Origin of the sequence: Psychrobacter halotolerans, from assembly GCF_039680845.1 — a bacterium.
In the GTDB taxonomy this organism is placed as follows: Bacteria; Pseudomonadota; Gammaproteobacteria; order Pseudomonadales; family Moraxellaceae; genus Psychrobacter.
Genome location: NZ_JBDKWD010000001.1, coordinates 638,051 through 663,831 on the forward strand (window position 1 = coordinate 638,051; position 25,781 = coordinate 663,831).

Genomic DNA, 25,781 nt, shown 5'->3' on the forward strand with positions numbered 1-25,781 from the left:
ATAGTTATCATTTATTATGAAAATTAAAACATTGGCTGAAATACTCGCTGAGTCGGATACCGACTCAGCGAGTGCCGTCGATAATAAGCGACAAAAACCTTCTAAACCCTCCTATCAAGACGCGCAAAAAAAAACCCAGCAAATAGCCAAGCGCGTGCCTTATCTAGACAAAGACTCTGCTGCAACGAGCGACTCTGTAGACGAGACCGTATCGAGCCATGAATCTATCCCCCATCGTAAAAAAACATCGAAAAATAAAAAGCGTAAAAAACGTTTCCATCCAGCCGCTAACTTCATAGCTGAGCCTAGCGATGCGCCTGTTTACCAGCCACCTGAAGCCCAAAGCATCAAGGAAATGTTGGCAGAGGTAAAGCATGACGTTCATAGTGCAGACAGCGATGCTGAGACTGAATCCCATACAGCAGATGATCCAAACTCACTTGCATTAAAAGCCGCCGATGATGGTGAGACGAACAGTGAGACTGACAACCTACCCGCCGCCCTCAAGGCCTATTTACGCACACCTGAGCAACGACAAGCAGATATTGATGCGATCAAAGCCGAAAGTCGCTTACGTTGGTTGGCGTTTTATTACTTGTCGCGGCGGGAGTATGGCAAAGCTGAGCTTAAACAAAAGCTGATTGACAAAGAGCAAGACCTAGAAAAAATTGATGCGCTTTTGGACGAGTTTGAAGAAAAAGGCTACCAAAGTGATTACCGTACCACGCTGATGCTGATCCGCGAAAATATTCGTAAAGGGCGTGGCCGTAGCCGTATCAAGCAAGCGTTCTATCAGAAAAAAATCGCCATGCCAAGTAACATTGATGAGCTAATCGATATGGCAAATAGCGAATCGGAGGAGTTCAGTGAGTTTGTAGACGACAGTCATAACAACTTAGTTGAAGGAGTTGATTGGCTAAAATTGGCCGTCGTTGCCCGCACTAAAAAGTATGGGGACGACATACCAACGGAACAAAAAGACAAAGCACGCCAGCTGCGATTCTTACAATACCGAGGATTTAATACTGATGTTTGTTTTGACGCGCTCAACTATACATTAGACACACTAGACGAACGCTTTTAAATACGTTTAACTGCTGCTTCAAGTTAATATGGTCGATTCACTTTAAAAGCGACTGGGATGAATTTTGCGCCGTCTCTGTATTAGCAGTACGCAAGGAAAATTCTTTCCAGTCGCTGTGGTTACTGACGTATCAATTTTGTCTTGAACTGCCTATAACTGCTCATGGACAGTATCATATTGACTGATTAATTAATAATAACCAAGCACCTTCCACCAAATCAGTCCAGCCCCAATCCAAATAACTAAGTTAACCACACTCATGATCGCGCCGATGCTCCACCATTCTCTCAATGTCACATAGCCTGAGTTAAAAATAACGGGCGCCGTACCAGTCGCATAATGCGTCAACGTCATCATAATATTACCTGCTGCCGCCAAAATGAGTGCGTACAACATCGGCGGCGCTCCTAAGGTTAAACCGACGGCATAAAAAGCGGCAAACAATGCAGTGATGTGTGCTGTCGTACTGGCGAAAAAATAATGTATGTAGAGATAAACCAAGGTCAAAATCGTCACGGCACCTATCCAACCAAACCCAGTCGTGCCAATGAGTGACTCAATACGGCCTGAAAACCAGCCAATCAAACCAAGCTCATTCAGATACGCCGCCATCATAATAAGTGCGCCAAACCAAATAATAGTATCCCATGCTGATTTCTCTTTTAGGATATCGTCCCACGTCAATACGCCTGTTAATATTAAAGTTGTCAGACCGATAAAAGCGGTCGTGGTGGCATCAACACTGTACGGTTCACCTAAAATCAGGGCAGGAATGTTTGCCCACAATAGCAACATCAGAGCAAATACACCCAGCATGATTTTTTCTTGGCGGCTTATTTGTCCCATTTCTGCCAAATTGTCCTTTGCAAAGCCTTTGGCATCGGGAGTCACTTTGACATCTGGCGGATAAATCAGATAAATAACCAATGGCATGATGATCAAACACAGCATACCTGGCACAAACATGGCCACCGCCCACGTCGTCCATGACAATTGAATGTCACCGCCTGTGGCTTTATTAACCAAGTCGACAACTAACGGGTTTGGTGCCGTGGCCGTAATAAACATACCAGACGTAATAGGATTGGCGTGATAATTGACCATCGCCAAATAGCGACCCATTTTATTCTGCGTCCCCTCTTCTGGCGTCGAATGGAAGCTGTGGGCAATAGACTTCATAATAGGGTGAATAATACCACCACCACGCGCGGTATTAGAGGGAGTTATGGGTGCAACCATCAATTCAGCGGCGGTTAAAGAGTACGCCACACCGATGGTTTTTTTACCAAAAATAGAGATAAAGTAATAAGCAATACGCCGACCCAAGCCCGTTTTTATCAATCCTCGCGATATCATCACTGCGATACCAATCAACCAAATCAATGGACTTGAATAGCTGGACAACGCGTCGCTGATGGCTTGTTTGGGACTATCACTGGTTACCCCTGTCAGTGCCACCAGCGTGACGGCAATAATGGCAATCGCACCAATGGGCAAAACCTTGCCAATGATGGCGACAATGGTGGCAATAAATAAGGCCAACATGTGCCATGCTTCAGGCGTCACGCCTGTTGGAACGGGAATAACAAACCAAATAAGCAAACCAACTAAGATGGCAATAGCGGCTTGGATAGGTTTAAAAGGCATACGTCACTGTCCTTATCGTCTATTGATAGTACCTGATAACTTACTCTCATCAGCGCAAATACTATCAAACAAAGTTGGGGAAATTAATAAACATTTTATAAGGTTTGTATAATGGTTTTACGACTATTAACCATTTTTAACATATGTATTTAGATTAAGGAAATTAAACACTAACAGTGGCGATAGATAAGCTATTTTAAACACAAAAAAAGAGCACGTTATTCAACGTACTCTTCCTTAATGATATTTTGGCTCAATCCCTGTTTTTATTGCTCTAAGCAGTTACTTCAAGGTATTTAAACGATTGGACAATTGGCTCATGATTTGATCAATCTCTGCATTGGCCTCAGCTTCGTTATCTAAGTTACCATTTGGCGTTAATTGGTTCATCACTTCAGGCAATAATTCAGCCAAACCTTGACGTACTTCTACTTCATTTGCGCCGGTACTAGCAGCAACTTGTTGAATCTCGTTTTCATCAAATAACCGATTGATTTCATTTGGATCAAGATTGTCATTGTTTTCTTGATTACTCATCCAAGAGCGGGCTTGTTGTTCATGACCCATGCCAGTAATCTTGGACAGCGCGCCACTCACGCCCCCATTATTTCTAATCCAGCTCAATACCATCGGCATCAATATCGCAATCAGCATGCCTTTGCCTCCGGCTCTATTTCTGGTAGTTTGACCACCTAACACACTGCCTAAGATATCTCCTAAACCACCAGAACCTGTACTCTTACCGCCGCGCTGATTGGCACCAGTAAGACCCCCTATAATGTCATCCAAACCAAAGCCGCTATCTGGCTGACGATCATACTGACGCGGATTATAGCCACCCGCTTGGTTACCGCCTCCTAGTACACTGCCCAATATATCGCCCAAACCACCTGTACGGCGTGGGTTGACAGGTTGGTTTACGGGGTTACGCTGTGCATCTTCTGGGTTCATCGCACTACGAGCAACTTGGCTGACTAAATTCCCTAATAGACTCATGTCCTACTCCTGTTATTGTACTATTATTATCGTCGGTTTTTCTATCTTACGCTTGCCTTGCAATATAACAAATCTGTTTCATCACCGAGATAACTATTTTGTTATGACATGTAGGTGTTCGTAAGCTAAGAATAGAAGCACTGGCGTTAATAAAAGACAGACGCGGATATTTATGCCGTTTTATCGGAGGAGACATTGGCTAAAATACACAATTCGCGCCACTGATTAGGACTGACTTGGTCACGAAATACCGTCACGGATAAGGGGCGCTGATAAGGCTCTTCAATGAGAAACTCAATCACTATTATCCGGCGATAGCGATGAATAGCGGTTAATTGTGCTTGCCATAACTCATCACCGCGTCCTGTGCGCATTAGGAGCTGCCAGTGTTTATCGACTCGGTGGTTCAATGGCGGCTGGCTAAGGTGTAGCAGTATGGGTCTTGATAATGCTAAATAACTTATCACTGCTGCGGCTACTGTGAAGATAAGCACATATTGCCATAATACCAGTGATGTGAGCCAAGCCAGTATGATCATTATGCTGGCTAAGCCGCTATACATTAGCAGACGTAAGAAGCTGGTGGACTGAATTGCCGTATCAATACGTAACGAGGTTGATAAAGTCATCAGTGAGCCCCTAAAAAACGTTAACCTAAAAGAATACGGTTCTGCCGAGATAAGTGTTTTGCAAACTTTGTCATCCTTACGAGTAGCCAATGAAAAAATTCATACCAGTAAACGATTATCACGATATGTATCATTTATATTTTGGATTGACGATCGTACATTGCCATTTAGACTCGAACCACTCATCACTACATCAATGATTTGGTATGACGCCATGTTTTGATTTTATTAACCAACGCCCAAATAGACTCGTCTTCTGGACGATTCTGATTGGTAAAATAATCCAACAAGTCAGGGTCTTCATGAGTGAGCATTTGCGCAAATGTTTCTTGTTCAACTGGGTCAGCGGTTAGATACAGCTCTTTCACATACGGATCGATATAAAAGTCTAACTCTTTTAATCCACGGCGTGCTTGATAAATAATGCGACGTTGTTCGTTGGTTGGTTCTGGCTGAGCTGGGTTGGTCATAATGATATTCTCACTCGTGTAAATGGTTGTCGATGTCGTAGTTAATAAAACTATAAAAGTGACAGATGGGTTTTAAAATTGTGCTTATAGGATTGTTGGCCAGGTTTTAGGGGTTGTTAGTCGGGTTTTAGAAGTTATTAGTCAGGTTAATTTAAAACAGATACAGAGAATGAGCGCCGACTATATAGTATTAGATTATAACCTTTAGCAGCAGGTATTAAACCGACACTCTAGTCGATATTCAATAAAGTCGATACACGGCACTATGATACAGGACTGGTAAAATTTTTCTTGCTGGCTACGGCGTTGCTAACAATAGCGATAAGCGTACTATCGATAACTATAAGCAGATAGCTGACTCCATAAGGCCACTGCTTGTTGCGTCATGGCCACATTATGGGTACGAATGATGCAAGCCCCTTGCTGTAGCGCAAAAATGCCCGCAGCCACGCCGACTGCATCGCGCTCGACCGCTTTGGTCGTCGTCAATGCGGCAACGCCACTGTTAGTCAGGACTTGTGCCAAAAAGCGCTTACGCGATATGCCAAACATCATTGGCAGTTTCAGCGATTGTAAGCTATCAAGATGACTTAGCAGCGCACAATGATGGTCATAGTTTTTAGCAAAACCAAAGCCTGGATCGATAATGATGTTTTCACGCTTAACACCCAAACTTATGACCGCTTCAATACGGGCTACTAGCTCTGAGCTTACCTCGTTGACCACATCCTCATATTGCGCCAAATTGTTCATTGTTGTCGGCTCTCCGCGCATATGCATAAGCATGATTGGTATATCAAGCTTAGCGGCCAATGCAGTCGCTCCTTCTCGTTTGAGTGCTCGTACATCATTCCAGATGTCAGCCCCAGCGTCAAAAGCGGCCTGCATCACTGCCGGATTGCTGGTATCAATCGATAACCAAATGTCATTTCCGCACTGTTGCCTGATTGCTTGAACCACTGGCACGACTCGTTGCAGCTCATCGCTAGTCGCTACCGCATCTGCATTTGGCCGAGTAGATTCGCCGCCAATATCGATGATGGTAGCTCCTTCTTGCATCAGTTTTTGACAATGGGCAACCGCTTTATCGATAGCCGTAAACTGCCCGCCATCAGAAAATGAATCTGGCGTGACATTTAGAATGCCCATAACGTGCGGCTGTGATAGATCCAAGGTCTTATCACGGCTTGATACTTTATAAGTCGGTAACGGCTGAAATAGTGACATCATCAATCCAATAAAAAACGATTTTATAGAACCATTTTAATGGTTATCTTTTAGGTTAGGCTAATGATACCAGTAAAACCTATTCTGTCCTAAATCCTTCAGAAAATGAGCGCAATAAAAAAGCCCTTTATTAAAAAGGGCTTTTTCTATCAAATATTAGCAAACTACATTGCCGGCAATGGCGGTGGTAATGAACCCGTCGTTTTGATATCGTTTTTCGATAGGTTCACTTCATTGTGTTGATACACTCGTGGTGGACGAGGATCTTCACCTGCCAAAATATCTTGCAACTGGTCACGATCAATGGTTTCCCATTTCATCAGAGCATCAACCATCGCATGCATTTTTTCTTGATTGCCTTCAATCAACTCACGCGCGATATCATACTGCTCTTCTAACATACGACGTACTTCATCATCGACTTTTTGCTGAGTGGCTTCTGAAATCGTACGTCCACCACCAAAGTAGTTTTGCGAGTTATCATCATCTTCGTAGACCATGATACCAAGCGCATCCGACATACCGTATTTTGTCACCATGGCCCGTGCCATTTTTGTTGCACGTTCAAAGTCGTTTGAAGCGCCTGTAGACATTTGATGAATAAAGACCTCTTCAGCGATACGACCACCGAACAAAATAGCAATGTCACTAAGCATTTTTGACTTATACATGCTGGTCTGATCATGTTCGGGCAACTGCCAAGTCACACCAAGCGCAAAACCACGCGGCATGATAGTGACTTTATGCACAGGGTCAGTACCAGGTAGTAGCTCCGCAACCAAGGCGTGACCCGCTTCATGGTAAGCGGTAGCACGGCGCTCTTCTTCGCGTATTACCATTGATTTACGCTCAGGACCCATGTACAGCTTGTCTTTGGCATCTTCAAAGTCATTCATATCGACGCTGTTCTTGTTACGACGCGCCGCAAATAAGGCCGCTTCGTTAACAAGGTTAGCCAGCTGCGCGCCACTAAATCCTGGCGTACCGCGAGCAAGAGAGCTTGCATCCACACCAAGCGTATTCGGTAGCTTTTTCAAATGCACTTTTAAAATTTGCTCACGGCCTTTGATATCGGGCAAACCGACTTGCACTTGACGGTCAAAACGACCTGGACGCAGCAGCGCTCTATCGAGTACATCAGCGCGGTTAGTCGCAGCAATGATGATGACGCCTTCATTACCTTCAAAACCATCCATCTCAACCAGTAACTGGTTCAAGGTTTGCTCACGCTCATCGTTACCGCCGCCTGTACCAGAGCCACGATGACGACCGACCGCATCAATCTCATCAATAAAGATGATACAAGGTGCGCTCTTCTTGGCCTGTTCGAACATGTCACGTACACGCGAGGCGCCAACACCGACGAACATTTCAACAAAATCAGAACCTGAGATTGAAAAGAATGGTACTTTGGCTTCGCCCGCAATGGCGCGTGCCAATAGCGTTTTACCGGTACCTGGTGGACCTACCATCAAAATACCACGTGGAATGGTCGCGCCAAGTTTGGTGAACTTATCAGGATCGCGTAAGAAGTCTACTACCTCTACCACTTCTTCTTTGGCTTCTTCACAGCCTGCCACGTCTTCAAAATTGACTTTGATTTGATCCTCAGTCAGCATTTTGGCTTTTGATTTACCAAAACTCATCGGACCGCCGCCTTTACCGCCCGCGCCGCCTTGCATGTTACGCATGAAGAATAAGAACAGACCAATAATCAATAGAATTGGGAAGCTGGCTATTAATAGTTGCATTAATACGCTTTGACGCTTAGGTGCCGTTCCTTGGACTTCGACTTGGTTCTCACGTAGCATTGGCATTAGCTGGTCATCTGACACAGCTGGTCTAATGGTCTCAAAAGATGAGCCATTTTTCTTCTCGCCGGTGATCTGCTCGCCGTCGATTTCAACGCTGGCTACTTGGTTTTCTGACACCGCGGTCACAAACTCAGAGTAGTTAAGGCTATCCGGCTCAGATGATTGATCAAAGCCGCTAAACACCAGCACTAAAACGCCGATTACCACCAGCCACAATAAGGTATTTTTTACCATGTCGCTCACTAGTTATTCCCATCCCTTACTTATTGGTGTGTTTACTAAACACGTGACGTCTATAAACGTATGGCTCATTTTTAATAAAAATATTGATATCAAAAACTCGATTCAGAATTAAGCAGCTAATAGGCTGACATAGATCCGATTCAAAAAGTTATTCGTCATTATTATCTATAAATCTATCACAGATGAACGTATGAAGCGCTTACTATCAGACGACTTTGTCTAAAACTTATGCTTAAAACAAAGTTAATATACCATGATATGTGGTGCTGTCCTGCATAATTCAAGCAAGTTTTACGTTTATTCAGTTAACGATTGTATCGGTTTTAGCGCATCGATTGATACAGGTTATGGAGACGCATTATTTCGCTTACAATGGCCATAACCTATTGAATTGAAAACTATTTAATAGCAATCCAAAACATCTCTTTTGAACGGGACCGAGAAGCGCCAGGTTTGATACTACGAATTTTACTAAAATCATTCTGCATCTGCTTGCGTAATTCTTGCATTCCTTCGCCCTGAAACACTTTCATAATAAGCGCGCCACCTTGCGGTAAGGTTGCCAAAGCAAAGTCTACAGCAAGCTCGCATAAGTACATCATACGCGGCTGATCAATGGCACTATTGCCTGCTGTGTTAGGTGCCATGTCAGACAATACCACATCGACTTGTCTATCACCGACTTCTGCCATGATGGATTCAAACACATCAGCCTCACGAAAGTCTCCCTGAATAAAGGTCACATCGGCGAGTGCATCCATCGGTAAAATATCAGAAGCAATCAACACTCCCTTTTCACCCACCAATTGACTGGCGACTTGTGACCAACTACCGGGCGCACTACCCAAGTCTACAACCGTCATGCCTTTTTTAATCAGATTGGTTTTTTCATTAATTTCTAATAGTTTATAAGCCGCCCGAGCGCGATAACCCTCTTTTTGAGCCTTTTGCACATAATGGTCGTCAATATGCTCTTTCATCCAAGCACTGCTACTTTTTGACAATTTTTTGTTTTCAATACGTGTGGCCAAAATACCTGCTCCTCTTACTTTCTAAATACTCATACCTGCTCATTAAATAGCGGCTTTTTGAATATATTCAATCCAAAAGAATTGATATATAGGCAGTTCGAAATAAAATCGATACGTTAAATAAAATTGATACCTTAATAGTCACGTGCGACTGGTATAAATTTTCCTTGCGTACTGCTAATACAGAAGCTGCAAAAAATTCATCCCAGTCTTACTGTATTGCTTTCAAAGTACATCGACTGTAAACAATAATCACGTTTTACTGGTACGATTTTTTGAATAGAACCTTACTATTTTAAAATGAATGGATTCTAGCTTTTGAAATGAATCAACTATAGCTATTGTGTCATTAAACAGGTCGAATATATGTTCAATTATTTTGCACAGAGCACCAATTAAATACTTGGTTCGTCTGATTATTCCAAAATGGTCAAATTCTATTGGCGAAAACACTGCTTTATAGAGCAGTAGCGTTTATAATGTGACCAAATATTCAGTTTAACATTTCCATCACGTAAAATCGTGCAAAATCCTGCTGATCTCATGCAAGATACCCGCAGATTATCTATAATGGTCATTGACTACGCTTATTAACACCCTCTTTTAATTTTTATCAATATTTGGAAACACTATGGAACTCGACAACGCTACAATCAAACGCCTACGAGGCATTGGTCACGAGCTCAAACCTATCGTCATGATCGGCAACAAGGGCATTACGCCAACGATCACAGAGGAGATTGATCGTGCGTTAACTGATCATGAGCTCATTAAAATCAAACTACCAGCAGGCACTAAAGAAGAGCGCGACGTTATTGGTGCTGAGCTGGCAAAAGCGGCCAATGCGTCTTTGATCCATTCAATCGGTCGTATGGCATTATTAATGCGTCAAAACCCGAATGCTAACCCAAAACTGTCTAACCTATCACGTCACGCGCAGTAAACCGTTATAGTATTAAGTAAATTTCTACTATCATGGGTTAGATAGTAGTCAAATTTCAGCTTAGCAAACAGTGACTAGTAAACAGTAACTATTTAGTAGCTACTTTAACGTATAAAAGCCGCGCTGCCTCTTGCACGCGGCTTTTATATTGCCTACTGATTAAGATTTACCTGTTTTGTCGCACTCAATGACAAGGCGGGCAAACTTTTCTCTTATTATTTTTGAGTGTGATCAGACTATGAACCAAACCTTTACTCTCTGCATTGCCACTGAGACGATAGCAAACGATGCGCGTCAACTTGGCGTAACCATTGATGAGCTACATCATATCCGCGTCCATGTAAGCGCCGACATTGTGCAACAGCCAACATTGCATTTACAGTTGACCTATCACGTGACACTTCCTTCAGAGACTTTAGCCGCTCAACTCGATTGGCCAGCTTGGCAAGCAGCGCAGGTTGGGTTTTCTGATTATTTATGGGAGAAAAGTTGCCTTGAGTGTTTTATCGCAGGTGACTTGATAGAGGACGATTTGATCAAAGGCGATTTGATAAAAGGTGACTCAACAACCAATGGTTTGATAAAAGATGAGAGGAACCGCGCTGGTCAGACAGACGCTTATATTGAAATCAATGCCAGTCCAGATGGCCGTTATGCGCTTTATAAGTTTGATCGTTATCGTCAGCCTGCGACATTACCGCCTACCCCTCTGTACCAAGCAGACGGACACACGCTTGCAAGTATTGATTGGATAAGTTTATATAATCAATCATCAACAACTTCTAGGCGTTTACACTATGAGCGGCGTTTTGGCGTGCGTTTGACTGAGTTACCCAATCAACAATATGCGCTCAATAATACGACTATTGAGTACATCCATCCTTGCGTCATCCTGAAACTCGATAACACCACTTTGTTCTTTGCGCCAGAGCACGCTTCCCCACCTGATTTTCACAACCGCCATCATTGGACGAAATTTAAAGCTTGATCGTCCCAAGAGTTTCTAAACTCCAGTTTCAAACAAGCTAAAATATCATTTTGTAAGTCTTGCCGGAAATCTAGGATTTTAAGCCTAAAAAAAAGCTCAGTAATGTCAAAAGAGCATTACTGAACTTGGAGAAAACGGTTTGTCTAAAAATCACTTAAAGGTACGTTAACAATCTGATATTTATTGGTTCCTTAATGAACGGTTCTTGATTTATTAGTACTTGATCTATCAGTACTTTATTCGTCAGTACTTTATTCGTCAGTACTTTATTTGTCAGCCATGGCAAGGTAGATACCACGATCTGATGCATCATCAACGTATTGCGAGTCACGCCATGTCGTATAGCTGTGAGCGCCACTATAAGGATTGATGCCGTTTTGACGGAAATCAGATACCCAATCATTGCCATCAAAAATTTGGATATGACCATGTGGACGGCCTGAGCTGCGATTGAACACAACAACATCACCAACTTGCGGCTGTGTATCATTGCTTATTTTGGTGAAGCCTGCTTGGGCAAGCGTACCGCGTGAGGCGTACTGATAAGCTGAGGCATTAGGGGTAAATTCATAACCAGCTGATTGTAATGCTTTGCGAACGTAGCGAGCACAGTAACCAGAGCTTCTAGACAGCGCCACTCGTGATGCATTGGCGGCGGCGATAGCAGGAGCAGAGTATCTGTCAGGCGTGCGACTGGCTTGCTGCTGACGTTGCTCATAAGACAAGCGACTGGTTAAAGAGGCAAGCTGATATTCTTTTTGTTTGGCATGAGCACTTAAATTATCGATGGCTTGACTGATTTCGTCGTTGCTGTATACATGAGCACCACTGTTAGTGCTATAGATGTTGCGACTAGAACCGTAGTTCGCAGAAGTAGAAATATTTGTAATGGTATGACTCAAGGTATTATTCGGTTGAAAGGTTGTTTCGACAGCACCACTCGTCTGTGCTATACCCATTCCCAATACTGACAAAATCAATAAAGCTTGTTTCATAAATTTACTACCTATTGTTAATACAAGACCGCTCGTCATCCATGACAAAGCATCAATTAATTTAGAGGACATCATCACGAACCAAACATGATAAAATCCTTGTTACAACAGCCTGCTCTTTCTTTTATAGTGACTAACGCTGATATCATTATTAGGTTAGTCAAATATCTTGCAAATCGTCTGCTATACACCAGTATTAGTCTATTTATCTTGAATATCGCTGTTGTCACCTACTGATGAGTCATTACGATGTCAAAAAAACAACCTAATCGGCTTGCCCAGCTTATCGATCATCAAGCTTTTGCTGGTAGTGCGCTACCTCAAACACTTGCTGATAACATGCGGCTGTATATAAAAGCGACTAACGAAGTAAAAGAGCTGTTAATAGATTGTCTACCTGAGGAAATCCTTAATACCTGTTGGGTAGTTGGTCTTACCTCTGAGCAACTTATACTCAGCGTAGAATCCACAACTGCTGCTAATCATATCCGCTATTTACAAAGTGCTTACTTGCGAGTTTTGGCTGAGCAGTCAATTACATTTAAACAACTCAAGCAAATTCGCGTTATTGTCGCTAAAACCTCAGCTGATAACTCCTTGACTAAACCTGCTTCATCATTATCAGCAATCAATTCAAAATCGCTTGCAGCCAATGAAAATAAAGCCCTTAGCCAAAACACAAAAAGGACTATATCACAGGCTGCAGAGCATGTCACCACCGATGAAAAGCTCAAAAAAGCCCTTTTGCGCTTAATAAATGATTAAAAATCCTTCTGTACCTATGTAAAGTTATGTAAATAAAAACATGATAATTGACTGAAACCGCTGGGATTTTGTAATGCTACAAACAAAAAAAATCATCTGTTGGCCGCATTCAAGTGATGAATGGGACCAACAGATGATTTAGAAATTGCCTACAGCTTTTGTTCCATCTAGCTTAAGGCCAAACTTACAAACTATTCTGAACGATAAATCCTAAAATCAGAATATTATAAGAATGTAATTATAGCCAGATAATGTAATATTACGTAAATGTTTCGATACTTCGTGTATATTCCTGTATTTATCCTTCAACAGCCAAACCTTCTAAGGGTAAATATTTAATAGGACAGGTTACATTGTCATCAAAAGTTACAATTTCAAAGTTATTATGATCGGACAATATCTCACGCACTAACAAGTTGTTAAGCGCATGACCAGATTTATAAGCATTAAAACGACCCAAAATTGGATAGCCAATCAGATATAAATCTCCTAACGCATCTAGAATTTTATGGCGAACAAACTCATCATTAAAACGCAGGCCTTCTTCATTCAAAATATTGGCTTCATCTATAACGATAGCATTGTCCATACTACCACCGAGTGCTAAGTTGTTCTGACGCATGGTTTCAATATCACGTAAGAAACCAAACGTACGTGCTGAGCTCAACTGCTCGATGAAGTTTTGCGTAGAAAACTGCAATTGGGCATGCTGAAAATTCTTATCAATGGCGGGATGATCAAAATCGATTTCAAAATTTAGCTCAAAACCCTCATATGGACGCAGCTCCGCCCACTTATCGTCTACTTTTACACGCACAGGTCTGACGATCTTAATAAACTTCTTGGCCGCTTCTTGCTCACAAATTCCAGCATTTAGTAACAGCCCAACAAAAGGCGCTGCACTACCATCCATGATAGGTATCTCTGACGCAGAGACACGAATCAAAAGATTGTCTATTCCGAGTCCAGCGATCGCGCTTAGTAAATGTTCGACCGTACCAACTCGTGTGCCACCAAATACTAAGTTTGATGACATCATGGTGTCTTGTACTAAAAAAGCACTGGCTGGAATAGGCTCGCTACCTATAATATCAGAGCGCTCGAAAACAATACCAGTATCCACTGGCTGCGGATAAAACTCTAAGTCAACAGGCTGACCACTATGGAGACCAGTACCTGTAACAGCAATCGCAGTTTTTAGGGTTCTTTGGTTCATAACTGTCTTCTCACATATTTTGTTACAATTGCCATAGTGTATCATTACCGACCCCTAGTTCGCTATAGTTAAAATTCTTTAATTTACTTATCTCCTTGATTGATAACGCTTATCGTTGCTCCATTGTCACTATCACTGGCTTTTTTTAACCCAATTGTTTCTATATAAACGCGCGAAAATTGTAAAATCTCACCTCTTTATACAAACTTGTATGTCAATTTAGTGACGAATTCTTGAAACATCTTGCCTATTTATGCTTGTCGATTCATCCATAAAAGAGCATGTTTTATGCCCGAACACTAAAAAGCCAGCGACTGAGCGCTGGCTTCTTTGCGTTAAGCTAGTTGAAGACTATTTGTTTTGTTGGCGCTTTAAATAGTCTTGAATGCTGTTCGTTTTCGTTTTAGGCTGCTCTTGAGGTGTACTCGCGCGTGTGGCGCTGTCTTGGTACATTTGAGCTTGAGACTGCTTTTGACTGTTCAATGCACTGGTATGTACGTTAGGGTCGACAGGTTGTGTGCTATTTACAGAAGGCACTGGCTGCTCAACTGCTTCAGGCTCTTGACCCGCATTTTCATCTAAGGTCAAACCTGTTGCGATAACGGTCACATGCAAGTCATCTCCCATTTTTTCATCAATGACAGAACCGTAGAAAATATGAGCATCGTCGATGTCAGTGATTTCTTCCACGATTGCACTGATTTTACTCATTTCATCCAAAGACAAAGACTCAGAAGAAATAACGTTGACCAATAGACCTTTGGCATTTTCCAAACGCAAGTCATCAAGTAATGGCGATCTGATGGCTTTTTCGGTCGCTTGACGCGCACGATCATCACCGCTTGCGCGGCCAATACCCATCATCGCATGACCTTTGGCGGTCATCGCCGTACGAATATCATTGAAATCGATGTTGATCATACCTTCGCTAGCAATGGTCTCAGCAATCCCTTGAACGGCATGCAACAAAACATCATCCGCTTTCTTAAAAGCATCTTGCATAGAGATATTGCCATAAACACTCATCAATTTATCATTGGGAATCGTAATGATAGAATCTACAAAGTTGGTCAATTGCTCAATACCGGCTTTAGCAGCTTTGATGCGCTTGCCACCTTCAAACTTAAAGGGGGTGGTCACCACTGCTACTGTCAGAACTTCCATTTCTTTGGCAATACGAGCAACCACTGGCGCTGCGCCTGTCCCAGTACCACCGCCCATACCTGCGGTAATAAATACCATGTCAGAATGCTCAAGCAATCCACGGATGGCTTCTTCTTCGCTTTCTGCTGCTTCACGTCCAACTTCTGGATTGGCACCTGCGCCTAGACCACGATTTGTTTTTGCGCCCAGTTGTAGTTTGTGCGGAGCCGTCAGCCGATCAAGCGCTTGTTTGTCTGTATTAGCACAGACAAAGGTTACACCTCTAATTCCTTGTTGTACCATATGCTCAACCGCATTACCGCCACCACCACCCACACCGAATACAGTGAAGCTTGCTTGGCCGTTATTTTGAAGCTGGTTATCATCTGGCATGGTGTATTTTGACATAAAAAAGATTCTCCAGTTGCAAATAGCTTAGTGGTCGATACGTGGTAGCGCACTCGTAAAATACGCTATCGACACACTATATATATAAATGTATTTAAATAAAACAGGGCTATGGCTTAAATCGTTCAGTTTAGACAAAATATGTCATCGCCGATCAAGTTATTACTATTACTTCACTTTAGATCAAATCATTTGCTTGCATTTTACAAAGGATCAATCTTTTAAGTATATATCTTATAAAACTAAAATAGGGTTACAAAATCTTCTTTAGCACGCTGGCAAAACGTTGCCCTGCATTTTGAAAAACACCCGTCACGCGATTTTTTTGAATCGCCTCAGGCTCGCTTTTTTCACTACGGCGGAACTGCTCACTTTGACTATATAAAAGTGTACCAAACGCGGTTTGATAAGCGCGATCATTGACTTGAATATTCAGTTGTTTAAAGGACTCATCATTATCAAAATGATTGTAAGCACTGATCGCAGGATGCGTATTGGTCAACACCACTGGCATTTTCAGCAGCTTTTTGGCAAAAGGTATCATCCCTTTGATGACACTACCGCCGCCAGTCAACACAATCCCTTTGTCAATATAGCCTATCAGATCAGCTTCATGCAATTGACGAGCCACCTCGGTGAATATCTGAACATAACGCGCCTCAATAATGCGTGCTAGGTTATAGACACCAATATTAATCTCATCATTTGACCCTTGCGGCTTAAAAATAAAGAATGAGCTTGGATCAACGCTATTGACGTCGACCGTACCATGGGTCTTTTTCAGCTTTTCCGCTTCAATCATCGAAATACCAAAGTCCGCTGAGATATCCATCGTGACTTCGTGGCTACCAGTCGCGATACAATGAGTAAAAATCAGCTTATTTTCTTTATAGACACAGATACTGGTCGTACTGGCACCGATATCTACTAGGCAAACGCCTTGCTGACGCTCGTCACTCATCAAACTGTACTCGGCACTGGTCACGGCATCAAAAACAATGTGGTCGATACCGACATCACAGCTTTGCAGCAATTTTTGGATGTTCTGACGGCTGGAGACGGGCATCATCATTAAGTGATACATCACAGTGATATTGTGTGCCATCATCTCGATCGCATCGTCGACCATAAAGTCTTGCTCATCGACGTAGATACCTTGCTGGCAGCAGTGCATCAAGTAATAGTCTGATGACAGATCCTGAGATTTGGCATTGGACAATGCTTGCACCATATCTTTGGCACGTACCGCGTCGTCTTCTACTCGCACCTCACCTGCACTGTTTTTGCTAGACAACTCAGGGGTGGCCAGTGTTAGCCACACGCTATGTACTCGGCAATTTGCTGTATCTTCGGCTTCTTGAATCGCTTGTTTGATCGCGCCTTGCAGACGTTCGCGGTGCTTTATTTGACCTTGATAAAAATCGCTGTTTTTAACTTGCCCTACGCCCAAAATACGAATGTCTTTTGCAGAGACAACATTGCCAATAACGACATAAACCGCCGTGGCACTCAAATGGACAACAACCAGATTTTCAGTATTTTTCATGTTACCAGACAAATTATCGCTAAATAGGAAACCAGATGATGTTCCCATTAAATCATTAAAAAAGCGCTATTGGTACGCGATGATGTTGTATATTCATTGCTACACACTATCAAACCCAACACGCTAAATCTTCTTAGTATTTGCTTATTGCTTTTTATAACCATTTTATAATCACTATCTACAGACGCTACGTTATAAAAACCACTAGCTACTAACCCTACTTCGACTCATCACTCTCTGACTGAGAAACGTTCCAAGCAATCGTGAAGCCATTCTTATAACGTAAATCGATAGACTGCATCTCGTCTCGGCGACTTTTTAGCTGATTACCGAGTAGCTGACTCAAATTCAGCAGCTTTTGCGCGGTATTTTCATTATCAACAATGACACGTAAACCATTATCAAAACGAATTAGCCAAGTCATTCTTGGAGACAAGATAATATCCTCAACCTGCATACCAAGGGGCGCGTACCAATCATTAACTTGCTGCATTTGCTGCATAATGACAGGCGCTTGTGCGATCTCACCTTGTAAAGTTGCAAAGCGTTCTTGCGTCAAATCTTTATTATCCGCAGGAATAAAAACAACACCCTTGGCATCAACCAAACGTTCTGTACCGAAATTGGCTACCGCCTGCTTCGGTAGCGCAGTAATCACAATACCGCGTTGCCAGTCACGCGAGACGCTCACTTGATCAACCCACGCCAAACTTGTAGCAATGTCTCTTAGGGCTTGTAGGTCTGAGGTAAAAAAACTGCTGACCTTTTGCTGATTCATGACCTGCTGTAGTGAGCGATACTGAGTAACCGTCAAACCTTTATTACTAACATAAATAGCGGCCGGAGGCGCGTCACGTAATGCTTTGCCACCCATTGCCAATATCAATACAAGCAATCCTAAAACCAAGACCATAAAGAAATATTTGAGCGCAGTCGGTACTTGGCGTTTGGTTTTTGGGCGATCGGCTTTATCACTCATTAAGTCAGTTACCTCGTTGACAGTTTGAGCCATAACGACCTTTGCCTCTTCATTTGCATAGAACGGATCATGCTGGTTATTGATATAAATCTGCAAATTTTTTGCAGGGGCCTGTTGAACCGATATACTATCAGAGTCTTTGACCAAAACGGCTTAAATAAAACCGTTACTATTATTTAAGCGTAACATTTTTCTCAAAGGATGAATTACTTATAAGAAGTATTCATTTAAAACATAAGACATAAGTATCACTAAAACAGACCCAGAATTACAATATTAACGTATTTTATGTTCAAACAATAGCCTAACACATCATAGCGACAGCGAATTTACACAAGTTTACACGACGCTGTGGTATAGCAGCTTTAGTGACACATTGACTTGCTTTTATTATCTATTATTCATTTATACACAAACGTTTAAACATTGTTTTTCAGGCGGTTTATGACGTATTTGTTTAAACCAATATTTATAAAAGTGGCCCACTTCTTTATAAAAAGAATTAACAATGGTTGCTTAGAGCCTGTTTCTCAAAGGCTGTTTTTTAAAGACGGTGGCTTAAAAGTTGTTTTTTTAAAATAGGTATCATCGATAATAAACAACATGACCCTACAGCATAGCGCGGGATTGGTAGAAATTTCTCTTACTTACTTTGCCGCTGCTGACAGAGCCGATAGAGGTTTTATCCCAGTCCCGCTGTATCTCTTTTACAACGTTTGCGACAAAATGTGCCAGCACAACGTATCAAAGTCCATGCCGCGAGCCTTGGCTGCCATCGGAACCAAACTGTGGCTAGTCATACCCGGTACGGTATTGATCTCAAGCAACCAAAAGTTGCCTGCTTCATCTTGCATGGCATCAATACGGCCCCAACCTTTTGCATCAACCGCGCGAAAAGCGGCAAGACTTAAGGCTTGGAGATGCTTTTCATCCGCTTCATTCAACCCGCACGGAATGTAATAGCTGGTATCGTTACGGTTGTACTTGGCATCAAAATCATAAAAATTGGTGATGTCAGCCGGTTCAAGACGAATAATGGGATAAGCTTCATCATCGATAATGACAATAGTAAACTCACGACCCGTAATCCAGCGCTCAGCCATGACGGCATCACCGCATTTTACTGCCGTTGCATAAGCCGCAGGCAGCTCGTCAAGATGATTGACCTTGGTCATGCCAATGCTAGAGCCTTCATGCACGGGTTTGATAATCAGTGGCAATCCGAGGGTATTGACCACTTGCTGCCAATCGGTATCAGCGGTCAATAATGAAAACGGCGCTGTTGATAGACCGCAGCCTTGCCATAACTGTTTGGTACGTACTTTGTCCATTCCTAGCGCCGAGGCTAAGATACCTGACCCTGTCTGCGGAATATTGAACCATTGCAAGACACCTTGCAGCAAGCCATCTTCACCGCCGCGACCGTGCAAGACATTGAACACGCGATCATACGCTCGTAGATCAGTGATATCTTGGTCTTTGGGATCGAAATGGGTAGCATCCACGCCTTGGTTTTGTAGCGCTTGCAATACTGCTGCCCCACTGTCCAACGACACGCTACGCTCATTACCATTACCGCCATAGACGACGGCAACTTTGCCAAATTGAGCTGGGTTTTTTTGTGAGTTATTTGACGTCATGAGAATGGCTCCTAAAAGTCTTTTAGCTTACTAAATATAAAGGTTGTTAGCAGCCAAATCGATGGCTATTTGTCCCACATTACCCGCGCCTTGCGTAATAAGCAGGTCGTTTGACTTTAGCAAGCGTTGCATCACAGGCGCAAGGTTGTTTTTATCTATGATGGTCGGCTCAACCTCACCGCGCACCCGAATACTACGTGCCAATGCTTTGGTATCAGCGCCTGCAATCGGACTTTCACCTGCTGAGTATACCTCTAATAGTAGCAGCTCATCGACGCTCGATAGCACTTCGACAAAATCATCAAAGCAGTCACGCGTGCGGCTATAACGATGCGGCTGGAACAGCATCACCAAACGGCGATCAGGGAAACTTTGACGCGCCGCTTTAATAGTGGCATCGACTTCTTTTGGATGATGACCGTAATCATCAATTAACAACACATTGCCATCTTTAATCTCGACACAGGCGTGCTGCTCAAAGCGGCGACCGACTCCTTGAAACTTCTGTAGCGCACGTTTAATCGCTTCATCATCTACGCCTTCATCCGTTGCCATAGTAATCGCAGCAAGTGCATTATAGACATTGTGTGTACCCGGAATGTTCAACGTCAAACGTAGCGGATCACGGTCACGGCGCAGTACGGTGAAATGCGTCCTTGTGCCTTCGGTCACCAAATCGACGCCTTGGACATCGTTAAATGGCTCAAGACCAAAGGTAAGGACAGGACGACCGATATCGTCAATCATTGCATATAAATCTGGATCATCACCGCAAACCACGGCTAAGCCATAAAACGGCATATTGTGCAAAAACTGGATGTAAGCCGCTTTTAAATTATCAAAGCTGTTGCCATAGGTTTCCATATGATCTTGATCGATATTGGTGACAATGGCGGCCATCGGACGTAGTGATAAAAAAGACGCATCCGACTCATCTGCTTCTGCCACCAGAAAACGACTACTGCCAAGCGCGGCATTTTTACCAGACGCGTTGAGCTTGCCACCGATCACATACGTCGGATCAAGTTGTCCTTCTGCCATCATGGTGGTGAGCAGGCTGGTCGTGGTGGTCTTACCATGAGCACCAGCCACTGCAATACCATGACGGTAGCGCATTAATTCACCCAGCATGTCAGCACGGCGTACCACTGGCAGACGCGCTTCAAGAGCCGCTTTTACCTCAGGATTGCTACGATCTATCGCTGATGACACGACAATAACATCCGCATTGGCGATGTTTTTTGAGTCATGACCGATTGAGATTTTAATACCAATCTGCTCTAGGCGACGAGTAACCACACTATCAGCAATGTCGGAACCACTGACCTGATAGCCTTGGTTGTTCATTACTTCTGCAATACCGCACATGCCCGAGCCACCAATACCAATAAAATGCAAATGCTGAATGCGGCGCATCTCTGGTATTTCAATCAAACGCTTGGGTAGAGCTTTTGCAGAGGTAGACATAAGGATTTCTCTTTATTAAGGACGAATAAAAGGTAGAAAATTAAAACCACAGCTTATAACAGCCGTCACGGACAGCCGTTATAAACTATCGCTATCACTATAAAGTTTGCCAAATAATATCAGCAACGTGCTTACTGGCATGGCGATTGGCAAGCGCATGACCTTTTCTTGCCATCTCTAAACAGGTACGGCGACCAAGGGCACTCAGCTCATCACTCAACCGCTGCGGTGTGAGCTCAGACTGCGGTAACAAAATCGCAGCGTCATGCTTGGTCAGCGTGCGAGCATTGGCTGTTTGATGGTCGTCCACGGCATGCGGCAGCGGCACAAAGATAGCAGCGATACCAACGTTTTGAATTTCGGTAACGGTCAACGCCCCAGCGCGGCACACGATGACATCCGCCCAATTATACGCAGCGGCCATGTCATCGATAAAGGGTTGTACCACATACTGGTGCTTACTTAAATCTTCGGCATCATAAGCGGCTTGTGTTGCAGTCTCATTATTGCGACCACACTGATGACGTACCTCAAAAGGACGCTCTAATAATGCCAGCGCCTTTGGCACCGTATCATTCAATACTTGAGCGCCTAGCGATCCACCAACAACCAACAGTCTGAGCGCTGAGTCATCATTGACATCGTAGCGAACAGTAGGCTCAGCCACACCAGTAATGGTGTTGCGCACAGGGTTACCCACGGTCTCAATCTTGGTATTGAGCTCACTATGAGCAAAGGTATGCTCAAATGCTTGTAACACTTTGGTCGCCATTTTTGATAAATAGCGATTACTCATGCCAGCAATCGCATTTTGCTCATGAATAATCAGCGGCGTTTTTGTTAGCCGCGCCGCGATACCGCCTGGCGCGGTTACATAACCGCCAAAACCAACCACCACATCAATCTGATTGCTGCGAATAACTTTGACCGCAGCCATGGTCGCTGACAATAACGTGACAGGCAGCTTTAGCAAGCGGCCAACGCCTTTACCGCGCAGTCCTTGCATATCAATCGCATGAAAACGATAACCTACCGGCTCAACCAGACCATTTTCCATACCATTTGGCGTGCCTAGCCAATGGATAACTGCACCGCGCTGGGTTAACTCCTCGCTCACGGCCAACGCTGGAAACACGTGCCCGCCCGTACCAGCAGCCATCATTAGTATATGCGGTGTTTTCATAAACGCTTGCCTATCTTTTCTTTATTGATATGAAGGACTTATTGTCCCATAACCCTTTGCTGCCTTGACAGAGGATGACCCAGTAAAAGCCCGCATAGTATAGAGTAAATCATTGGCTGATAGACAGTACTTTATGCAGCGTCAATAATAAAAATCCAAGCTGTGAGCCATCGCAGCTTGGTTTTCATAAATACCGCGAAGCGACGATAGAATCAGCACTCTCGGCGACGTTTAATAAACGTCATTAAAATAGCTTAGCACGCTTATTTTTTTGAATGGTGCTAAGCCTTTAGTGATACCTCACTCTATCATTTCGCGTTGTTCAAATACAATATCGCTCAGATCGCCAACTTATTCTCAATAGCAATGATAAAGTCTGTGGCAATATCAGTACCGCACTGATCGTCAATCTCGCGTACACAAGTTGGACTGGTGACATTGATCTCAGTGATCCGGCCACCAATCAAGTCCAAACCAACAAACATCAAACCTTTCTCTTTTACAATCGGTGCCACCACTTCTGCCACTTGACGTTCGATATCCGTTAACGGCATTGCAACGCCACTACCACCAGCGGCTAAATTACCACGTGTCTCGCCTTTGCTTGGAATACGCGCCAAACTATAATCAACCACCACACCATCGACGATTAAAACACGCTTGTCGCCATCGACGATTTCTGGCAAATAACGCTGTGCCATAATCGGCAGCGTCTCAAGCTGGGTTAGCATCTCAAGCGTTGCGCCAATATTGGGACTGTCCGCTGTTAGGCGAAAAATTCCTGTGCCGCCCATACCATCTAACGGTTTGACAATGACGTCTTGCTGCTCAGTGATAAAATGACGAATGTGCGCCTGCTTGCTGGTCACAATCGTTGGGCTCATATAACCGCTGAACCAAGTGGCAAACAACTTCTCATTACAGTCACGAATCGCTTGTGGGTCATTGACCACGAGCACCCCTGCCGCTTTGGCATGATCGAGCATATAAGTGGCATAAATAAAGCGCATGTCAAACGGCGGATCTTTACGCATTAAAATGACATCATACTCACTCACTGACGCGGTGGACTTCTCGCCTAGCGTATAAAAATCTTGCGGATCACGTTTGACGGTCACAGGCTGCGTGTCGACCATCAGCTCGCCACGGTTTAACCACAAATCATGAATCTGGCAGTAGCCCAGACGGTGTCCCCGATCTTGAGCCGACCACATCATGGCTAAGCTGGTGTCTTTTTTATAATTAACCCGCTCAATCGGGTCCATAATAATGAGTATGTTTAAAGATTTTTCTTGGGTTTTTTGGCTCATTGTTTGACTCATAGAAAAGCTCACTTACGTTGTATTAAAATAGACAAATATAGTCTATCCATTTTAAAAAGAGTACGGTTCTACTGGGATGAATTTTTTGAAGCCTCTGTCACGCTTGCGAACAGCCAGTGAGAAAAATTTAGACCCGTAGAACGTTATGACGGTAGGTAGCACTTTTGTTTTGGATTAACTATATAAGCGACTCCGTCAGAGGATACATTTCATCTCCCTCTAAAAGCGTCGCTTGTAAAACGTTCTACAACAAACTATACGCCATACTGCTCACGATAATGCTGCATTTTTGCAAGTTGGGTCGCATCTTTATGTAGGCTGGTTTCATCTGCCAAATAGTGGATCAAATCATCGATATCGACAAGCGCACGCACTGGTACTTGTAATGTCGACGCCAGCTCTTGAATCGCGGAATGCTCAGCTTGTCCTTTTTCTTTACGATCAAGCGCCACAAGAATACCGGCAACGCGTGCGCCTGCTTGTTCTAAAATCTCAACCACCTCACGCATGGCAGTGCCTGCGGTAATGACATCGTCAAGTACCCAAACCGCTTTACCATTGACATCAGCGCCTACTAGGTTGCCGCCCTCACCATGCGTTTTGGCTTCTTTACGGTTGTAACCCCATTTGGCATTGATACCGTGATGCAGCCACAATGCTTGTGCGGTTGCTGCCACAAACGGAATGCCTTTATAGGCGGCGCCAAAGATAACCAGCTCTTGCTCGTTGGCATCATTGTTTGTGGCACTTAGTTGTTCAGCCAAGGCATCTGCATAACCGCGCGCTAATAGCGATAACATCTCACCGCTGGCAAGCAAACCTGCATTAAAAAAATACGGGCTAATACGACCAGATTTGAGCACAAACTCACCAAATTTGAGCACTTGATTGTCTAAGGCCATTTGGATAAAAGCGTGAGAGGAAAAATCCGCATTTTGAGGATTTTGAAGACGCTGAGCGTTTTGAACGTTGGGCATGATGGCATTCCTATTAGCAAAAAGAAGGGCAAAAAATTGGCGTTATTGTACGCATTCCTGATCAGCTTGACCAACCATTGATATCATAATCTTGCATATTGGGATAACGGGCCAACAAACCATTGCGCGACGACACATTAAAATAGCACTGACCATCTGCTCGAACTTGTATCTCCCAGCCCAAATGGTACGCAGCAACAATGACATGACCTGCAAAAATCCGTATTTGGCGATACGCATGTCGCTGCGCGGGCTCAAGGATAACTTGACTAAGGACATAACTGCGTATGTGTTGGCAGATTTGGGCGGCGCTATAACGCTCATTGATACTTTTGCGTGTACTGCACTGCTTTAATGCATGAAGAGCGGCGCTACAAGCCATGATGTCGGTGGCCAAACTGCCCTCGCCTGTCTCAAACTGTTGCGGCTGTAAAATCACTTGCCAATCGTCCGCATAAAGACTATTAAGCAACTCGTCTGGATTATAATGCTTGGTCAAGGCGCGCAAAGACAGCGGTGCATTTTTAGCCCGTTTGTCCGTATCTTTGACCGCTTTTGCAGGCACTTTAACAGCATTAAAACCATAACGATGCAAGGCAGGATACGCACGAATTGCCTGCTGTATGTCTACCATATCCAATAATGTCATCTCGTGTAATGGTGACAATAGCGGCTGCTCACTATGGTTTTGATAAAAGCTGGCGGGCAATTTGACAAGCTGTGCTGCCTCTAACAGCGACAGGTGCTCAGCCAATGTCTCTGATGCAATCAGGGCCCATTTAGATAGAGTAGACTCAAGCGGTTGATAAAATCGTACTGATTGACCATACAGTCTACGCAGTTGGACATTTAGACGGCGCATCGGTTCTGGAATATCAGTTAGTGGCCGAGCGGGATCAATAGGAGACTGGTTAGGGTCAAAGTTGGGATGGACAATGGCAGGCTGCTTGCTATCAGGCAAAACAGACGCTTCAGCATTACTGTCTATTAGCTTACCGCCTACTACCATAAAGTCAGCATTGGGTACGCGATCGTCAGAAGTCGAATGCTGAGTCATGAAATCTCCCT

The 25,781-nt window shown here is 43.6% G+C and carries 22 protein-coding genes; 4 read left to right on the forward strand and 18 right to left on the reverse strand.

The features are described 5' to 3' along the window. Nucleotides 1–16: 16 nt before the first annotated feature. On the forward strand, nt 17–1,084 hold the full coding sequence (locus tag AAJP47_RS02740) for a regulatory protein RecX (RefSeq protein ID WP_346716364.1): 1,068 nt from the start codon (nt 17–19) through the stop codon (nt 1,082–1,084). A gap of 189 nt (nt 1,085–1,273) precedes the next feature. Here the strand turns inward: AAJP47_RS02740 and AAJP47_RS02745 are convergent, their stop codons facing one another. The 7 genes from AAJP47_RS02745 to AAJP47_RS02775 form a co-directional block, all read right to left on the reverse strand. Beyond that, complete coding sequence (locus AAJP47_RS02745; protein ID WP_346716365.1) at nt 1,274–2,731, reverse strand: anion permease; 1,458 nt, start codon at nt 2,729–2,731, stop codon at nt 1,274–1,276. A gap of 282 nt (nt 2,732–3,013) precedes the next feature. Beyond that, entirely contained in the window at nt 3,014–3,727 is a 714-nt protein-coding gene (locus AAJP47_RS02750; RefSeq protein WP_346716366.1) for a YidB family protein, read from the reverse strand. 170 nt (nt 3,728–3,897) lie between these two features. Next, the gene (locus tag AAJP47_RS02755) at nt 3,898–4,356 is read right to left on the reverse strand and encodes a hypothetical protein (protein ID WP_346716367.1); all 459 of its coding nucleotides are present in this window, start codon (nt 4,354–4,356) and stop codon (nt 3,898–3,900) included. 188 nt (nt 4,357–4,544) lie between these two features. Further along, the gene (locus tag AAJP47_RS02760) at nt 4,545–4,826 is read right to left on the reverse strand and encodes an FAD assembly factor SdhE (RefSeq protein WP_346716368.1); all 282 of its coding nucleotides are present in this window, start codon (nt 4,824–4,826) and stop codon (nt 4,545–4,547) included. 330 nt (nt 4,827–5,156) lie between these two features. Beyond that, nucleotides 5,157–6,053, reverse strand: a complete 897-nt coding sequence (folP, locus tag AAJP47_RS02765) for a dihydropteroate synthase (protein WP_346716369.1) — start codon at nt 6,051–6,053, stop codon at nt 5,157–5,159. A 164-nt stretch (nt 6,054–6,217) separates the two neighbouring features. Further along, entirely contained in the window at nt 6,218–8,110 is a 1,893-nt protein-coding gene (gene ftsH, locus AAJP47_RS02770) for an ATP-dependent zinc metalloprotease FtsH (RefSeq protein WP_346716370.1), read from the reverse strand. 398 nt (nt 8,111–8,508) lie between these two features. Continuing rightward, nucleotides 8,509–9,141, reverse strand: coding sequence for an RlmE family RNA methyltransferase (locus tag AAJP47_RS02775; protein WP_346716371.1), 633 nt, complete (start codon nt 9,139–9,141; stop codon nt 8,509–8,511). A 631-nt stretch (nt 9,142–9,772) separates the two neighbouring features. Here AAJP47_RS02775 and AAJP47_RS02780 point away from each other — a divergent pair. Both AAJP47_RS02780 and AAJP47_RS02785 read left to right on the forward strand, forming a co-directional pair. Further along, nucleotides 9,773–10,084 (forward strand): YhbY family RNA-binding protein, encoded by a 312-nt coding sequence (locus tag AAJP47_RS02780; protein ID WP_346716372.1) that lies wholly within the window; start codon nt 9,773–9,775, stop codon nt 10,082–10,084. Between the two features lie 238 nt (nt 10,085–10,322). Next, nucleotides 10,323–11,072: a DOMON domain-containing protein gene (locus AAJP47_RS02785; protein ID WP_346716373.1), complete on the forward strand. Its 750-nt coding sequence runs from the start codon at nt 10,323–10,325 to the stop codon at nt 11,070–11,072. A gap of 266 nt (nt 11,073–11,338) precedes the next feature. Here the strand turns inward: AAJP47_RS02785 and AAJP47_RS02790 are convergent, their stop codons facing one another. Next, complete coding sequence (locus AAJP47_RS02790; RefSeq protein ID WP_346716374.1) at nt 11,339–12,067, reverse strand: CHAP domain-containing protein; 729 nt, start codon at nt 12,065–12,067, stop codon at nt 11,339–11,341. 249 nt (nt 12,068–12,316) lie between these two features. Here AAJP47_RS02790 and AAJP47_RS02795 point away from each other — a divergent pair, with 249 nt between their 5' ends. Next, nucleotides 12,317–12,832 carry a DciA family protein gene (locus AAJP47_RS02795; RefSeq protein WP_346716375.1) on the forward strand — a complete coding sequence of 172 codons (516 nt, stop codon included), beginning with the start codon at nt 12,317–12,319 and terminating at the stop codon, nt 12,830–12,832. 298 nt (nt 12,833–13,130) lie between these two features. Here the strand turns inward: AAJP47_RS02795 and lpxC are convergent, their stop codons facing one another. The 10 genes from lpxC to AAJP47_RS02845 all read right to left on the reverse strand — a co-directional run bounded on the left by lpxC (nt 13,131) and on the right by AAJP47_RS02845 (nt 25,770). Beyond that, the gene (gene lpxC / locus AAJP47_RS02800; RefSeq protein WP_346716376.1) at nt 13,131–14,048 is read right to left on the reverse strand and encodes a UDP-3-O-acyl-N-acetylglucosamine deacetylase; all 918 of its coding nucleotides are present in this window, start codon (nt 14,046–14,048) and stop codon (nt 13,131–13,133) included. A gap of 351 nt (nt 14,049–14,399) precedes the next feature. Then, the gene (ftsZ, locus tag AAJP47_RS02805; RefSeq protein ID WP_346716377.1) at nt 14,400–15,599 is read right to left on the reverse strand and encodes a cell division protein FtsZ; all 1,200 of its coding nucleotides are present in this window, start codon (nt 15,597–15,599) and stop codon (nt 14,400–14,402) included. Nucleotides 15,600–15,852: 253 nt separating this feature from the next. Then, nucleotides 15,853–17,145 (reverse strand): cell division protein FtsA, encoded by a 1,293-nt coding sequence (gene ftsA, locus AAJP47_RS02810; protein ID WP_346716378.1) that lies wholly within the window; start codon nt 17,143–17,145, stop codon nt 15,853–15,855. Between the two features lie 217 nt (nt 17,146–17,362). Next, complete coding sequence (locus AAJP47_RS02815; protein WP_346716379.1) at nt 17,363–18,157, reverse strand: cell division protein FtsQ/DivIB; 795 nt, start codon at nt 18,155–18,157, stop codon at nt 17,363–17,365. 674 nt (nt 18,158–18,831) lie between these two features. Further along, nucleotides 18,832–19,764 (reverse strand): D-alanine--D-alanine ligase, encoded by a 933-nt coding sequence (locus tag AAJP47_RS02820; protein WP_346716380.1) that lies wholly within the window; start codon nt 19,762–19,764, stop codon nt 18,832–18,834. Nucleotides 19,765–19,794: 30 nt separating this feature from the next. Further along, nucleotides 19,795–21,231: a UDP-N-acetylmuramate--L-alanine ligase gene (gene murC, locus AAJP47_RS02825; protein WP_346716381.1), complete on the reverse strand. Its 1,437-nt coding sequence runs from the start codon at nt 21,229–21,231 to the stop codon at nt 19,795–19,797. A 97-nt stretch (nt 21,232–21,328) separates the two neighbouring features. Continuing rightward, entirely contained in the window at nt 21,329–22,414 is a 1,086-nt protein-coding gene (murG, locus tag AAJP47_RS02830; RefSeq protein ID WP_346716382.1) for an undecaprenyldiphospho-muramoylpentapeptide beta-N-acetylglucosaminyltransferase, read from the reverse strand. Between the two features lie 338 nt (nt 22,415–22,752). Next, on the reverse strand, nt 22,753–23,724 hold the full coding sequence (gshB, locus tag AAJP47_RS02835; protein WP_346716566.1) for a glutathione synthase: 972 nt from the start codon (nt 23,722–23,724) through the stop codon (nt 22,753–22,755). Between the two features lie 266 nt (nt 23,725–23,990). Then, nucleotides 23,991–24,713 (reverse strand): orotate phosphoribosyltransferase, encoded by a 723-nt coding sequence (gene pyrE, locus AAJP47_RS02840; RefSeq protein WP_497198670.1) that lies wholly within the window; start codon nt 24,711–24,713, stop codon nt 23,991–23,993. Nucleotides 24,714–24,774: 61 nt separating this feature from the next. Further along, a complete protein-coding gene (locus AAJP47_RS02845) occupies nt 24,775–25,770 on the reverse strand; it encodes a hypothetical protein (RefSeq protein ID WP_346716383.1) in 996 nt (331 codons plus the stop codon). Between the last annotated feature and the right edge of the window lie 11 nt (nt 25,771–25,781).

Excerpts from the sequence above, each read along its gene's own strand:
- AAJP47_RS02815 (WP_346716379.1), bottom strand. The coding sequence starts at position 18,157 with ATGGCTCAAACTGTCAACGAGGTAACTGACTTAATGAGTGATAAAGCC.
- AAJP47_RS02845 (WP_346716383.1), bottom strand. The coding sequence starts at position 25,770 with ATGACTCAGCATTCGACTTCTGACGATCGCGTACCCAATGCTGACTTT.
- lpxC (WP_346716376.1), bottom strand. The coding sequence starts at position 14,048 with ATGAACCAAAGAACCCTAAAAACTGCGATTGCTGTTACAGGTACTGGT.
- AAJP47_RS02755 (WP_346716367.1), bottom strand. The coding sequence starts at position 4,356 with ATGACTTTATCAACCTCGTTACGTATTGATACGGCAATTCAGTCCACC.
- AAJP47_RS02745 (WP_346716365.1), bottom strand. The coding sequence starts at position 2,731 with ATGCCTTTTAAACCTATCCAAGCCGCTATTGCCATCTTAGTTGGTTTG.
- murG (WP_346716382.1), bottom strand. The coding sequence starts at position 22,414 with ATGAAAACACCGCATATACTAATGATGGCTGCTGGTACGGGCGGGCAC.
- AAJP47_RS02820 (WP_346716380.1), bottom strand. The coding sequence starts at position 19,764 with ATGACGTCAAATAACTCACAAAAAAACCCAGCTCAATTTGGCAAAGTT.
- AAJP47_RS02780 (WP_346716372.1), top strand. The coding sequence starts at position 9,773 with ATGGAACTCGACAACGCTACAATCAAACGCCTACGAGGCATTGGTCAC.
- AAJP47_RS02790 (WP_346716374.1), bottom strand. The coding sequence starts at position 12,067 with ATGAAACAAGCTTTATTGATTTTGTCAGTATTGGGAATGGGTATAGCA.
- murC (WP_346716381.1), bottom strand. The coding sequence starts at position 21,231 with ATGTCTACCTCTGCAAAAGCTCTACCCAAGCGTTTGATTGAAATACCA.
- pyrE (WP_497198670.1), bottom strand. The coding sequence starts at position 24,713 with ATGCCCAACGTTCAAAACGCTCAGCGTCTTCAAAATCCTCAAAATGCG.
- AAJP47_RS02785 (WP_346716373.1), top strand. The coding sequence starts at position 10,323 with ATGAACCAAACCTTTACTCTCTGCATTGCCACTGAGACGATAGCAAAC.
- ftsZ (WP_346716377.1), bottom strand. The coding sequence starts at position 15,599 with ATGTCAAAATACACCATGCCAGATGATAACCAGCTTCAAAATAACGGC.
- gshB (WP_346716566.1), bottom strand. The coding sequence starts at position 23,724 with ATGAGCCAAAAAACCCAAGAAAAATCTTTAAACATACTCATTATTATG.
- AAJP47_RS02760 (WP_346716368.1), bottom strand. The coding sequence starts at position 4,826 with ATGACCAACCCAGCTCAGCCAGAACCAACCAACGAACAACGTCGCATT.
- folP (WP_346716369.1), bottom strand. The coding sequence starts at position 6,053 with ATGTCACTATTTCAGCCGTTACCGACTTATAAAGTATCAAGCCGTGAT.
- AAJP47_RS02795 (WP_346716375.1), top strand. The coding sequence starts at position 12,317 with ATGTCAAAAAAACAACCTAATCGGCTTGCCCAGCTTATCGATCATCAA.
- AAJP47_RS02740 (WP_346716364.1), top strand. The coding sequence starts at position 17 with ATGAAAATTAAAACATTGGCTGAAATACTCGCTGAGTCGGATACCGAC.
- AAJP47_RS02750 (WP_346716366.1), bottom strand. The coding sequence starts at position 3,727 with ATGAGTCTATTAGGGAATTTAGTCAGCCAAGTTGCTCGTAGTGCGATG.
- ftsA (WP_346716378.1), bottom strand. The coding sequence starts at position 17,145 with ATGAAAAATACTGAAAATCTGGTTGTTGTCCATTTGAGTGCCACGGCG.